The 13,523-nt window shown below is 44.0% G+C and carries 10 protein-coding genes; 5 read left to right on the top strand and 5 right to left on the bottom strand.

The genetic code is table 11. From position 1 onward, the window contains the following. The first annotated feature begins 67 nt into the window (after positions 1 to 67). A complete protein-coding gene (locus tag QXD64_01380; protein MEM3395968.1) occupies positions 68 to 2,971 on the top strand; it encodes a NosD domain-containing protein in 2,904 nt (967 codons plus the stop codon). Here QXD64_01380 and QXD64_01375 read toward each other — a convergent pair whose 3' ends face one another. Together QXD64_01375 and QXD64_01370 are read right to left on the bottom strand one after the other, a co-directional pair. Continuing rightward, positions 2,972 to 4,135 (bottom strand): glycosyltransferase, encoded by a 1,164-nt coding sequence (locus QXD64_01375; protein ID MEM3395967.1) that lies wholly within the window; start codon positions 4,133 to 4,135, stop codon positions 2,972 to 2,974. After that, the gene (locus QXD64_01370; protein ID MEM3395966.1) at positions 4,132 to 4,947 is read right to left on the bottom strand and encodes a TIM barrel protein; all 816 of its coding nucleotides are present in this window, start codon (positions 4,945 to 4,947) and stop codon (positions 4,132 to 4,134) included. The genes QXD64_01375 and QXD64_01370 overlap by 4 nt, the downstream gene beginning before the upstream one ends. 117 nt (positions 4,948 to 5,064) lie before the next feature. Here QXD64_01370 and QXD64_01365 point away from each other — a divergent pair, with 117 nt between their 5' ends. The 3 genes from QXD64_01365 to truD are packed head-to-tail and all read left to right on the top strand — an operon-like array spanning position 5,065 to position 10,232. After that, the gene (locus tag QXD64_01365; GenBank protein MEM3395965.1) at positions 5,065 to 6,351 is read left to right on the top strand and encodes an FAD-dependent oxidoreductase; all 1,287 of its coding nucleotides are present in this window, start codon (positions 5,065 to 5,067) and stop codon (positions 6,349 to 6,351) included. 21 nt (positions 6,352 to 6,372) lie between these two features. Further along, positions 6,373 to 8,946, top strand: a complete 2,574-nt coding sequence (locus tag QXD64_01360) for an ATPase domain-containing protein (GenBank protein MEM3395964.1) — start codon at positions 6,373 to 6,375, stop codon at positions 8,944 to 8,946. Positions 8,947 to 8,951: 5 nt separating this feature from the next. Next, entirely contained in the window at positions 8,952 to 10,232 is a 1,281-nt protein-coding gene (truD, locus tag QXD64_01355) for a tRNA pseudouridine(13) synthase TruD (protein ID MEM3395963.1), read from the top strand. Position 10,233: 1 nt separating this feature from the next. Here truD and QXD64_01350 read toward each other — a convergent pair whose 3' ends face one another. Both QXD64_01350 and QXD64_01345 read right to left on the bottom strand, forming a co-directional pair. Then, the gene (locus tag QXD64_01350; protein ID MEM3395962.1) at positions 10,234 to 10,650 is read right to left on the bottom strand and encodes a hypothetical protein; all 417 of its coding nucleotides are present in this window, start codon (positions 10,648 to 10,650) and stop codon (positions 10,234 to 10,236) included. A gap of 13 nt (positions 10,651 to 10,663) precedes the next feature. Beyond that, positions 10,664 to 11,080, bottom strand: a complete 417-nt coding sequence (locus QXD64_01345; GenBank protein MEM3395961.1) for a hypothetical protein — start codon at positions 11,078 to 11,080, stop codon at positions 10,664 to 10,666. Between the two features lie 179 nt (positions 11,081 to 11,259). Between QXD64_01345 and QXD64_01340 the strand changes: the two genes are divergently transcribed. Further along, positions 11,260 to 12,675, top strand: a complete 1,416-nt coding sequence (locus QXD64_01340; GenBank protein MEM3395960.1) for a hypothetical protein — start codon at positions 11,260 to 11,262, stop codon at positions 12,673 to 12,675. Here QXD64_01340 and QXD64_01335 read toward each other — a convergent pair. Continuing rightward, positions 12,628 to 13,518 carry a carboxypeptidase-like regulatory domain-containing protein gene (locus QXD64_01335; protein MEM3395959.1) on the bottom strand — a complete coding sequence of 297 codons (891 nt, stop codon included), beginning with the start codon at positions 13,516 to 13,518 and terminating at the stop codon, positions 12,628 to 12,630. The genes QXD64_01340 and QXD64_01335 overlap by 48 nt on opposite strands. Between the last annotated feature and the right edge of the window lie 5 nt (positions 13,519 to 13,523).

Genomic DNA, 13,523 nt, shown 5'->3' with positions numbered 1-13,523 from the left:
ACAATGTGCTAGATATTGCTAGAGAGATTTTATATACTCACTTTCCTATTCTCTCTCTGTGGTTCTCATGAAATTGGAGAGCAAAACTCCGAAGAGTTTAGGGCTCAGAAATGGCAGAGACAACACCCGTGGTTTTACAAATGGGCTGACAAATGGCTTCACCAATGGGAATAGCCACAGAACTGGAAGAAAATTGAAGGAGAGCAGAAACCATGACAAAATTCTGGCTGTTTTTGTGCTTGCAATGCTGGTGCTGAGCGTTGTTGCGTTTCTCACATGGCAGAGTGGCAATGCTAGCTCAATAAAAATAGATGGTAGTTTTGAGGACTGGCAAGGTGTTGAAAAGACCACGAAGGGAAGAGATGTGAGCGTGCCAGAGAACATAGACATTGAAGAGTATGCAACTGCTGATTTAGGCAAGAATGTGGCATTCTATGCGAAGGTTCATGGCAGGTTCCTTGCTGGCAATTGCAGTCCTGCTGGTGAGACCTTATCAGAGCACAATGTTTCTTTTGCAACTCAGCGAGAAACTGCAATTCCGAATGTAAACGGTAGAGATGTAGCTTATGTGTTCGTGGACACTGACAACAACCCAACAACTGGATTCAAGCCATCTGTTAATTTTGCAGTGGGTGCAGACAGGGCAATAGAGATGGTTGGCAAGAATGGAAAGATAGAGGCAAGCCGTGTTTTGAGTTTTGCAGGTGTGGTGCAGCAGGAATGGACATGGAACATTGGTGATAGCGTGCCTGCAGCAACAAACGGGAAGGAAATGGAGACGATGGCAACCAAAAGTGTGCTTGGCATTGGAGAAAGTTACGCAGTTTACTTCTACATGATTGACTGGAACGGCAACAAGGGCATGGTTGATAATGCGTTCCGAAGCGAAAATGCGAAAGTTTCTATGTCTGGACTTTATCTGAATAGCCACGCAACTGCAAGAGCAAAGAGCACGGAGATGGAGGTAAAAGGCACACCTCACCCACCAATCCACATAAACGGCAATTATGTTTTTGCACACCAGGCAGCTAGTGAGGGCTGGCCTGGAGATGGAAGCGAAGGAAATCCATACATAATTGACGGCTATGACATTGATGCAAATGGAGGCAGGTATGGCTTCTGGATTGAGAACACGGATGCCTATTTTGTGATAAGAAACTGCAGCGTGCGTGGAGCAACAGATTCAGGCAGTGTTCCCTACGGTGCTGGAATTGCGTTAATCAATGTGAGACATGGCACATTGGATTCCAACAAGTGCAACAACTCAAACTTGGGAATTTATTTGTATAAAGGTAGCCAGTACAACACCATGACAAACAACAACGCCTCTAGCAACACCTACGGCATCCTCTTGTCTTCCTCAAGCAACAACAGCATCACAAACAACACCGCCTCGGGTAACTCCAGATACGGCATCTACTTGTATTACTCAAGCAACAACAGCATCACAAACAACACCGCCTCGGGCAACTCCGAGTACGGCATCTACTTGGGTTGGGACTCAAGCAACAACAGCATCACAAACAACACCGCCTCGGGCAACTCCTTAGGCATCTTCTTGGAGTTCTCAAGCAACAACAACATAACAAACAACAACGCCTCGGGCAACTCCTACGACGGCATCTTCTTGGATTACTCAAGCAACAACAACAACATAACAAACAACAACGCCTCGAGCAACTCCTTAGGCATCTCCTTGTGGTTCTCAAGCAACAACAGCATCACAAACAACAACGCCTCGGGCAACTCCAGATACGGCATCTGCTTGTATTACTCAAGCAACAACAGCATCACAAACAACAACGCCTCGGGCAATTCCAACTACGGCATCTACTTGAATTCCTCAAGCGACAACAACAACATAACAAACAACAATGCCTCGGGCAACGGCTACGGCATCTACTTGTCTTCCTCAAGCAACAACATCATCACAAACAACAATGCCTCTGGCAACTCCCAATACGGCATCTTCTTGGAGTTATCAAGCAACAACAGCATCACAAACAACAACGCCTCGGGCAACTCCAACTACGGCATCTACTTGTTGGACTCAAGCAACAACATCATTACAAACAACATTCTCTGGGAGAACGGGATAGGAATTTGGGGACATATGTTAGAGCACTGGAATACGCATAACATAGACACAACAAATTTAGTGAACGGTAAACCTGTGTACTACTACAAGAACCGCAATGGCGAAACTGTTCCATCTGATGCCGGGCAGGTAATTCTTGCAAATTGTTTAACTATGACAGTATCAGGGTTGACTATTTCTAATGCAAGTGTCGCAATCCAACTAGGGTTCTCAAAGTATAACACCATCACAAACAACAATGTCTCGGGCAACTCCCAATACGGCATCTTCTTGGAGTTATCAAGCAACAACATCATCACAAACAACAACGCCTCGGGCAACGGCTACGGCATCTACTTGTCTTCCTCAAGCAACAACATCATCACAAACAACAATGCCTCGGGCAACTCCCAATACGGCATCTTCTTGGAGTTATCAAGCAACAACACCATCACAAACAACAACGCCTCGGGCAACGGCTACGGCATCTACTTGGATCACTCAAGCGACAACAACATCACCTATAACTGGATTTGCTACAACACAAAGTATGGTCTCTATATATCATGGGGTTCTACAGGCAACACAATCCACCACAACAATTTCATTCGCAACAATTGTGCGGGCAAAGGCGTTTCTGGCAATTGCCAGGCATGCGCTCATTTTAGCGGCAACTTTTGGTATGACAACACATCTCAGGAAGGCAACTACTGGAGTAACTGGGATGGTAATGGCTGGGGCAGTGCAGATGCCTATCCCATTGCTGGCAGTGTTGGGGCAAGCGACTGGTATCCACTTGAAAGACCTGTGAGCGAACTCTCTGTCCTGCCCATTTTCATGCTTGCCATTACCTGTCTCGGTTTCTTTTTAAGAGCCAGAACAAAACGCTCTTAATTATTTTTTACCTTCTTTCATGGACCCTCTGTGCGACTTCTCTGTGCTCAGCACATCCAGATAAACGCTTTCCACATCTTTTGCGACTTTTTTCCAGTGGTATTTTTCCAATGCCTTCTTTCTCCCGTTTTCTCCGAGTGTCTTGGCGAGTTCAGGGTTCTCAAGCAGTGTTTTTATTTTCTCAGCAAGGTCTTCTGGGTTCATCGGTTTGCAGAGCAGCCCCTCCTTTCCATCCTCAATTACCTCATTAACACCTGGAATATCCGAAACCACAACTGGTTTTCCAGACGCCATTGCTTCCACAATCACGAGTCCAAATGCCTCAAGACGAGAAACTGAAGGAAGCACAAACACATCGCAGGTTGCAAAGTAGCTTGGAAGTTCAAGGTGCGAGATTCTTCCGAGAAACAAAACCCTATGTTCCAGATTTCTTATTTTTGCAAGTTTCTTGAGATTCTCTATTTCAGGTCCATCACCCACGATGAGCAACATCACATCCTTAGGTAGATACTGGCATGCGTCAATCAAAAAACTTACTCCCTTCTGGTAAACCAAGCGACCCACAAAAAGCACAATTTTGAAGTTCTCATACCGTTTCTTAAGTTCCTGAGAAAATCTATCTGGGGAAAAGCGATGTGTGTCCACAGCAGAAGGAATTATAACAGGCTCGAGATGCCAGATGGTTCTAGATGTCGCCTGGTAGGTTTTTGTGTGCACAATGATTTTTGATGCATGCTCAACTGTGTATCTACCCATTGTGTCCCGATAGAGCTCAACGATTAAATTACCCAGTGGCACTGGCAATTCCACATCACAGTGATAGGTGAGGACATAGGGTTTCTTCATTTTTACTAACGATAGCGATGCAAAGAAAGAGGCAAGCGGCGGTGGGAAGTGGAGATGGGCTACATCAAAATCAATTTTCTTTATTCTAAAAAAAATCGAGGGATTTATTGGCGTGTTAAATAGGTTTGCAAGCGTTGGCACCCTTATAATTTCAAGCCCTTCAAATTTTTCTTGCTCTGGCAAATTGTTGGTGTGGTTTGCAGTAAGCACCTTGACCTCATGTCCAAGTTCCACTAGGCCTCTGGACAATGCAAAGACATGGGATTCTACGCCACCAACATGCGGATGGAAATAAGGCGACACCTGCAAAATCTTCATGGCGCCTCCTCAACAATTTTTTTCATCTTGAGGGCATCAATCTCTAGCACTGGACTTTCTGAAATTATGGTAATTGGATAAGTTCTTTTTTTCAGTACCTTTGCAATCACTTTAAAATCTGGTTCTGCTGATTGCTCCATTGTCAAGTGCATTCGCTCCCCTTTAGATGTGTAGGCAATGCTGCTCATGTGCACATGCATGAAAGGGAAATCCCCTGTCTCAAATTTTCTCACAATTTCCTCATATTCTTCCTCAGCCCTTATTTTCCCGTTGCTTCTTGCATACATGTGGGCAAAATCAACTACTGGGATGACATTTTTAAATCTGCTGCACACCTCTAGAATTTCGTCCAGCGTTCCCCAGGCACTAACTCTCCCCATTGTTTCCAGCCCAATCACAACATCTCCGTCTCCATTATTCTCAATCTCTTCAATGCATCTCTCGAGGTTTGCAGTGATGATTTCCGTTGCCTCTGCTGGCTTTTTACCCGAGTAATAACCAGCATGCACGACAACCGGCGAGGCGTTGGCTGCGGAAGCAACCTGGGCAGTTTTTACAATGTGGACAATGCTTTTCTCCACCTTCTCTTTCTCCTTGGAATTTAGATTGATGAAATATGGTGCGTGAGCAGAAAGTTTTACTCCGTTTTTTTCTGCAAGTTCTCCCACTTCCACAGCTCTTTCCAGGTTCATTCTAGCCCCCCTCACAAATTCCAGTTCCATTGCGTTCAACCCAAGTTGATTTAGATACTCAAATGCCTCCTCATAACTTTTGCACCTTGCTGGAATCCCTGCAGGTCCAAAGTAGAACATGGCCTCACCGTTTCCTGAATACAATTGGCAGTTATAACCGTTTCTGTGTCACAAGAATACCCCTACTCCTTGCCCCCCTCCAAAAAAATTAAAATATACCCACATATTCAGCGGTTCATGGAAAAACAAGATGTTATTATTGTCGGGGCAGGGGTCTTTGGGGTGGCCATTGGGTATCACATCTTGCGAGAAAATCCGGGTAAGAAAGTAACTATCTTCGAGAAGTTTCCCACTTGTGGGCAGGGCAACACAGCAAAGAGTGCTGGTGCCTTCAGAAATGTGTTTTCCTCAAAAACCAATTTCCTTCTTGCTGACACAAGTGTTGATTTTTATTTGCACCTTCACCAGCAGGGCTATGACATTGGGCTGGAGCAGGCGGGTTATCTCTGGCTCATGAGCCATTCTCAGCTTGAGAGGAACAAGAATGTGCTCAACACGATGCAGCAAAACGGAGTAGAGCTGAAGTTCTTTGAGAAAGAGGAGTTGAAAAAGATAATGCCATACTTGAACACAGACATAGAACCCTCTGATGAAGAAGCCCAGATGATGGGACTTGAATCTATTGAAAAAGGGGTTTTTGGCGTGAAATGTGGCTTCGTGGATGCAGATAAACTCACAAGGTTCTATGAAACAGAGTTCAAAAAAATGGGTGGACAGGTGATTTATAACACAGAGGTAGCAATGCCTTTGCTTGAACCGAAAGAGAAGCTTGGATTGGAATGTGAACCATTAATTTGGCAGGATGTTGAGATTACAGGTGTGAAATTGAAAAATGGAAAAACTGTAAATGCGGACAAAGTAGTAATCGCTGCGAATTCCTGGGCACCCCAGATTCTGGACCCTGTGGGAATTGATTGCATGATTAAGTCTGTCAAACGCCAGATGTTTGTGCTGAGGAGCCCTAAACTGAGTCCACTGATGAAGGTGGAAGGGTTCAACAAATTCAACGCCTTGCCCTTTACAATCTTTCCGAAGGCGGCAATATACATAAGAGTTGATAGGATAGAAGGTAGTGTGTGGGCATCTGGACATGAGCATTTCGGTGCACCTTATCTCTTTGAGGAAGACCCGAAAGCCACAGATGAATATTACGACTATAACATTTACCAGGTGCTTCGCAAATACATGCCAATGTTTGATGGATTGAAGGCAGCGAATAAGTGGGCTGGGCTTTACGACATGAACACCCTCGATGCAAACCCTTACATATTTGAAACGCATAATGTTATAATTGCAGTCGGTTCAAGCGGTTCAGGAATAATGAAGGCAGATGCCGCAGGACGGATAACTGCGGCTCTGTATGCTGGCAGGAAAGAAGCGGAGCTGTATGGCAACAGAAAGTTTGAGGTGGCGACCCTCGGACTGAAGCACAGAAATGTTGAACCAGAAAAATTTATACTGTAGAAGGTCTCACGGTAAGAAAGCATGACTAAGAAACCGAAAATCATCGGAACAATTGAAACCACAAAAATAGTATGTCCAGTTTGTGGGAGAAGTGTTAGCGATAGCGCTAGCACCTGCCCGAATTGTGGCACCGCCCTCAAGGGTATGGCAGGTAAACCCTCTGGACCCAAGACGCAGAGGGAGAATGCAATAAACACTTTTGTTGAGATGTTCGGGCTTCCCAGAATGAAAGCAGAGTTGCTTGTAGAGAATGGCTTTGATACCGTTGACGAACTGAGGGATGCCCTTGAAGACGAGCTTGTAGCTACTGGACTGTCAAAAGAGGAAGCTAAAACCATAAAGACCAGATTATCTGAAAAAATAAAAGAGCTAGAACCCAAGCCACCTGTAGAACAAAAAATTCCAGATACTGGAGGAGTTACTGCACCCACAAAAAGTGATGATGCCCTCGAGAAATGGCTCACAGGTGAAAGTGAAACAAAAGTTTTTGGAGAGGCAAAAAAAGATGCTAAACCTCTAATCACACAAGTTTCAGACAAGGAGAATGTGAAAAAAGTAGAAAGTTTGAAAAAATGGCTTGAGGGCGATGAGACCGCACTGGGTGATTGGCTAGAGGAAGAGAAGGCATCTGTTGCAGTCGCGGAAAAAATTTCCGCACATGGTCTTGATGCTGTAGGAGTGCAACTTGCTGAAAAGGAGAAACTGCTGACGCAGAAGGAAGAAGAAATTGCAAAAATTAAAGCAGAGCTGGACTCAATGAAGGAAATCATGGCGAAATACATGGATAGAGTGAGAAGTGGTGCATTTGACCCAATGAAACTCATTGAGGAAACAGCAGTGATGAGCAAACAACTCCAGGAAGAGGTAAAGAAACGAAAACAAATGGAGGAAGAACTGGAGCATGTGAAAAAAGGTACGGTCGCGATAATAAAGTATGTGAAGGCGCAGCAGGCGAAGGCAAAGGATGCAGAACTGAATGCCCTTAAAAAACGACTTGAAAATGAGTTGAGAGAAAAGGAAGCAATTGCTTCTGTGCTTAAGACCAGAGAGGAGGAGATTGCCAAACTGAAGGAATCCCTAGAAAAGGGAATTCAATCACTCCCGAAAGATGCTCAGGCCTATAAAAAGATGGAAATGAGAGTGGCGGAACTGGAAAGCATGATTGCCGCTAAAGATAAGGAGATAGAGACCCTTAACAAGACGATTGCTGAGCTAAGAGAGGCCTCAGCCACTACCATGTCTAACGGTGCTTCTGCAGAAATTCGTGCTAGAATGGAAGAGGAACTCATAGCCAAAGAAAAGGAATTTGTAGAAAAGGAAAGTGCACTGCAGAGAAGAATTATTGAGCTTGAACAGGAGAATCAGAACCTGCGGATTGAAAGAAAACTGGAGCAGGAAGCACTTGAACTCAGAATGAAGTCGGTGCCAGAAATCGAGGAAACTCTCAACAAGAAAATTCAGGAATTAACTGCAAAGGAAAAAGAACTGGCTCTGAAAGAGGCTGAGATAGGGCGGCTACGTGAGGAAATTAGGTTCAAGGAAGAGGAGATGCGGAAATTAAAAGATACACTGGCTTTCAAGGAAGAGGAGTATAATAGAAGAGAGGAAGACATAAGATACAGAGAAGAAAAGCTCCAAGAAGAACTAAAGAAACTTGCGTCAATGCGGGCAGAGATACAGGACACTAAATCATTGGAAGCAAAGCGTCGACTTGAGGACTTGGAAGCAGAGATTGCAAAGAAAGAAGAGGAACTCAGGGCAAGGGAAAGGTATCTACAGGCGAAGTCAGAGGAACTGCGGCTTAAAGAGAGAGGCCTAGTGGCTGAAGAAATTGAGATGAAAGAAGCGGAGAGAGAGCAGGAGATAAAGCAGGAAAAGGTGAAGACAGGAGTGACAAGATTGGATGATTTGCTTTACGGCGGCTTCCCGTTTGGCTCAAATATCCTCATAAATGGACCTCCACATGTTGGCAAGGAAGTGCTTATGAACCTATTCATGGCGGAAGGGTTAAAGAAGGGTGTGCCATGTATCTTCGTGATTACAGATAAATCAATTCCAACTCTCGTGGAGGAATTGAGATACATTGTCCCAAGTTTTGAAGAGTATGAGAAAATCGGCCTTGTGAAATATGTAGACGCGTACTCGAAAAGCATGGGTGAGGAGACAAACAACCCAAATGCCATATACATTGATGAACCAACGGATACGAAGGGAATCGCGGAGGCAGTGGATAGCATAGCCAAGGAATTCAAGAAAAAACACAAGTATTACCGTCTCACATTTGAGTCAATTTCCACAATAATTGCCTATCTAGATACTGCATCCGTGTTCAAATTCCTGCAACCCTTCTGTGGTAAGCGAAAGAGGGATAGAGCAGTCGCGCTCTACACCATAGAAACGGGAATGCACAGCGAATCTGATATTCAAATGCTAGGACACATGATGGATGGGTCAATCGAGTTCAAGCTTGAACAATTGAAGACATATCTCAGTGTCAAGGGAGTTTGTGATGTGCAATCAAGGGCATGGATTCAGTATAACTTCTCAAAGAACAAGATAAGCATTGGTTCCTTCTCACTGGACCACATAAGATAAAGATGTTGAAAGACGAGAAAGAGATTGGGATAGAGTGCTTTCTCACAGAAGGTTTAACTGGAATTGGTGGTGTTCTCAAGGCTGAGCCAGAGGATTTTATTGTTGTTGAGACCGCAAAACTACCAGAAGTTGTTGAAGATGGAAGATACACCATCGCTAGAATTCGCACGAGGAATTGGGAGACAAACAAACTCGTGAGAGAATTCTCAAAAGCAATGCACATCAGCAGAAAGCGGATTGGATTTGCAGGCACAAAGGACAAACGTGCTGTCGTGGAACGGTATTTCTGTTTTGATGCTCCACCAGAACTTGTTAAGCAAATCAACCTGAAGGATGTGACAATTCTCCAAATGTTTAGAGCAAAAAAGCAGATTGAGATAGGTGATGTGATAGAGAATGCGTTTGACATTCTTGTGAGGCAGGTGGAACCAGCCGAAACTGAAAAAAGAATTTCAAGCATTTATGAGAAAATCAAGGCGAATCTAGGTTTTCCAAACTTCTTTGGCATCCAGCGATTTGGCGTTTACAGGCCAGTAACCCACATTGTGGGCAGAGAAATAGTGAAAGGGAAAATAAAGGAGGCAGTGCTCACCTACATTGCAAATCCACTTGAAGAGGAGGCAGAGGAAACACGGCAGATTCGAGAGCGACTTGCACAAAATCTTGACTTTGGTAATGCAGCAAAAGAAATGCCAGATTCAATGCTGTTTGAACGTGCAATCTGCCAGAAACTTGCAGAAAACCCTGAGGATTATGCTGGTGCTTTATGCGTGCTTCCGAAAAATCTCTTAATGATGTTTGTCCATGCCTACCAGTCCTTTCTTTTCAATCGGATTCTGAGCAGGAGAATCAAGAGGTTTGGTGGAAATACGCTGGAGATAGGGGACATTGTTCTGCCAGTGAAAGATGGCGTGCCACAAGAAGAGCAACACATTCCTGTTAAATCCTCAAACTATTCCACTGTTTTGGAGAAATGGAGGCAGGGGAAATGTATAGTTTCTGGCATTGTTTTTGGTTCTGAGCCAGTGTTTGCAGAAGCTGAGCCAGGTGAAATTGAGCAAAAGGTGATTGAGGAAGAAAAACTTGTCCCTGTGGATTTTATTATTCCTGAAATCCCAGAGATTTCGTCAAAGGGCACAAGAAGGGGCTTGTTTGCAGTTCCGAAAAATTTTGAATGGGAGCTAGAAAATGTAGGTGTGCGTTTTCGTTTTTCGTTGCCAAAGGGTACATATGCCACATCTCTCATGCGAGAGTTCATGAAAACAAAACCAGAAAACTACGGATAGTTTAAGCTAGAATATCACCAATCACTGCAACCCATCCATCTTTCCCGTATCCCTGGGCCATGTCTCCAAGATACATTACACCCACAACCACAGTCACCTTCTTGTTTATGTAGTCTTTTGGAGATTCATCATAAATTCCCCAGAGAAATGGGGCATCGCACCCCCTGAAATAGGTGAGGTTGTAGATTGGCACAGTGCCAGCGTAAATAGTGTCCACAGATTCTATAACGCCTTCAACGACATGATAGCTCTGGTTCTGGATTTTCCCTTGCTCAATCGCCTTCCAAAGTTGCGCTGGGCTCATCGTCCCAGATGTGGTGGAGGGAGTAAATGCAGCTTTTCCGACAGTTACGGCAACCGCTACAAAAACCACAAAAATAGCAGAAAAAAAGAGCAGTTTTTGGTTTTCCAGTGCCATGTTTACTCCTGTCTCAGATTGAAAATGCAAATCCGAGCAGGAATAGACCCACAGCAAGGAAGAGCCCGAATCTGACAGTGTCGCTCCAGTCAGTGCGAAGCAACGCAGCGAGCAACAGGAAGGTTACTAGCAGCAACGCACCCACATCTGCCAAGATATGGCCCACATCTGTAATTGTCTGCTGCAAACGCTGGTCTGCTGCCCTGATTTTTGCCTGCTCCGTAGCATTGTATATGGTATAATCCTTATTCGTTATCTCAGGCGACGCATGAAGCATCATTGCTCCCACTGCTAGCATCACCATGCCAAAGAATACGAAAATTACCAGAAGTTTGCCACTTACAAAAGAGGGTATTTCCTCTCTCGGCGGCTGTGGTTGAGTTGGCTGTTGATACTGCGTTGGCGGTCTAGCTGGAGGAATTGGTTGCATTGGTTGCGGTGGTGGTGGCGCTATATAACCAGGTTGAGATGGTGTTCCCATTTGTATCACCGAGTAGGTTGATGCTTGTAAAGTATTTGAAACTTACTGTGCCATCTTTAGCGAAATTCTGATTGTAGTGTTACGGGAAAGGTTTAAAACCAAGAAGACATTAGGCGAGAGTGAGAGAAATGGGTAATGAAAATCTAATGCTTGCGTTTATTGAAACGTTCTCCCCACCTGAGGAAGTGGACATGCATGCTAAGAAGATGCTTCAGGCAAAACTTTTTTCTTACGCGGGTAAGGAGAGAATTTTTCTAGCTAAAGCAAGGTATATTGTAGACGGGAAAAAGTACGAATCCTTCATGGACCTCCTCTTTGAAACTTCAAATTTTGAAAATTTCCAGATTTATTTTGTGAAACCTAGGATCAACGAAAACTGGGAATATGATGTGCCCACTGTAGAGATGAACATCAGGAAAGGAGGTTATGGAAATCTGACCCTTGCCTCTGCCTTTGATCCGTTTTCATTTAAAAGATGGGATATGGAAAATCTGAAGGCAGTAGAGGAAGAGGCAATGTTCAGATTCTATTTCTTCGATTTCTTCTACCCAGAATCCATTCGTTCCCAGTCATTGCGGGGAGACATGGAAAGGAAGTATCCATTTACATTTGACTTGTTTCTGTTTGAAGATTTGCTGAAATTCGCAAAAAAATTCGGAGTTTTGCCCTTAATTCTTAGGGTATGTGTGTACACTAAGCACTTCAGATTCACCTACGATATTGACATAGTAAACGATGCCTTCATTGCCAATTTTAGGGCTGGTAAATTTCCAGTATCCGCAAGGATTTTTAGACATCCAAAGCAGTATTACTATTTAGATAGGGTACTTGCCACAGCAGACATAGGCGAACATCCAAAGCGTGTGCTGGAGACTGTCTTTGAAACTAAGGGCGTTTCTGTCTTCGACATCGCCAATGCCTACGGGCTTTCTGAAAAAATGGCGGAAGGTTCACTCGAGGTATGTGTGAAACACGGATTTCTGGAAAAAGTTGGCAAACCTCCTTCAGTGACCTATGTACCCAAATTCGAAAGTTTTGGTGGAGTAATGGAATATACTCCTCCAAGACCTATACCTGAAGCGAAGCAGGATGAAAAAATACCACCAGAACCAGTCGCAGAAATCTCTGCAGAAGACACAATTTGTCCCGTTTGCCATGGAAAGAAGAGCCCAGAGGAGATTGTCTGTGAAAGATGCGCTAGAGCATCGGAAATAATTGCAGAGCAGAATGAGGAGGCTGCTGAAATTGCGGCCGAGATCTTTTCAAATATAAAAGAGACAGATAATAATGAGACAATATCAACAGGCAAGGAGATAGTTCTGGTTGAAGAAGCAAAAAAAGATGAAAGTAAGGCAGAGGAGAGGACATTGAAAACAGAGGAAGGGACAGAGACAAACGGAGCGGACGAAAAGGATCCAAAAATCGAAGAAAGGGCCGATAAAGAGGTTTGTGCAATACCTACCATCTGCCCGAGTTGCGGTTTTGATGTGCAAGGTTCAATTTGTGCCAGCTGTGGTTATAGGCTGGGAGAGAAAAATCTCTGATGAGAAATACATAATTATGAGCACTATAAAGCCGATAATTGCGCTGATCAGAGCGGGAAGCATAAAAATTAATGAAATCCCAGAAAGAATGAGCAATGAAAAAATGCTCAAAACGCCTGAGACAATCCCTAAACTCCGATATCTTGCCTTTCTTATGTATATTGCACTTATAAGTGCAAAACCTCCGACAAAAACAGAAAGAGTGCTGGATACCATCAGATTTGCTATGTAGTCATCAACTGTTTGAAATGAAGTGAGCGTCTGATTTAAGGTTCCATTCCCCTGTTCCATCTCAAGATTGAGTGTATTGTCCAAATACTTTCCTACAACCACAGTGCCATTTATCGTCTGATAACCCTCCTTCTCAAAAATCAAGGAATGAACACCAGTTGGAAGTGGAATTTCAAATGTCCCGTTTTGGTCTGAGAATAGTGTGAGACCTGAGCCAGAAACCGTGATTTTCACATTTTCAATCGGTGATGTAGTATTCGTATCTGAGATACTGCCTTTCAGGATTGCACTGTGTTCGTAGTGCTCATCATAAGCTGCATATAGTAATATCCCACCAGCGATAAAGTTCACCGCTGCAATCACCAAAAGAAGAATAGACACAACAAGAAGCCACTTTGGGTTCTGCTGTCGTCTAGGTGGTGCAAATGGGGTGGAGTATCTCGTAATTTCGTAATAGTATTTGGGGGAAGTATATTGAGGATAATAGTAGGAGTATGGATAGTATTGATAGGCATAAGGATAATAGTAGTTGTACCCGTAGACGATTTGGGGGTATTGTGGGGGTGCAACCTGCGGTGGTTGTGGATTATTGGTTGTGTTTGATGCGGACATGCAAA

The sequence above is a fragment of the Thermoplasmata archaeon genome (genome assembly GCA_038874435.1).
In the GTDB taxonomy this organism is placed as follows: Archaea; Thermoplasmatota; Thermoplasmata; order Lutacidiplasmatales; family SKW197; genus SKW197.
The sequence above is the reverse complement of the archived record's forward strand: the minus strand, read 5'-3'. Positions and strand labels throughout refer to the sequence as shown.

Excerpts from the sequence above, each read along its gene's own strand:
- QXD64_01380 (MEM3395968.1), top strand. The coding sequence starts at position 68 with ATGAAATTGGAGAGCAAAACTCCGAAGAGTTTAGGGCTCAGAAATGGC.
- QXD64_01375 (MEM3395967.1), bottom strand. The coding sequence starts at position 4,135 with ATGAAGATTTTGCAGGTGTCGCCTTATTTCCATCCGCATGTTGGTGGC.
- QXD64_01370 (MEM3395966.1), bottom strand. The coding sequence starts at position 4,947 with ATGTTCTACTTTGGACCTGCAGGGATTCCAGCAAGGTGCAAAAGTTAT.
- QXD64_01365 (MEM3395965.1), top strand. The coding sequence starts at position 5,065 with ATGGAAAAACAAGATGTTATTATTGTCGGGGCAGGGGTCTTTGGGGTG.
- QXD64_01360 (MEM3395964.1), top strand. The coding sequence starts at position 6,373 with ATGACTAAGAAACCGAAAATCATCGGAACAATTGAAACCACAAAAATA.
- QXD64_01350 (MEM3395962.1), bottom strand. The coding sequence starts at position 10,650 with ATGGCACTGGAAAACCAAAAACTGCTCTTTTTTTCTGCTATTTTTGTG.
- QXD64_01345 (MEM3395961.1), bottom strand. The coding sequence starts at position 11,080 with ATGCAACCAATTCCTCCAGCTAGACCGCCAACGCAGTATCAACAGCCA.
- QXD64_01340 (MEM3395960.1), top strand. The coding sequence starts at position 11,260 with ATGGGTAATGAAAATCTAATGCTTGCGTTTATTGAAACGTTCTCCCCA.
- QXD64_01335 (MEM3395959.1), bottom strand. The coding sequence starts at position 13,518 with ATGTCCGCATCAAACACAACCAATAATCCACAACCACCGCAGGTTGCA.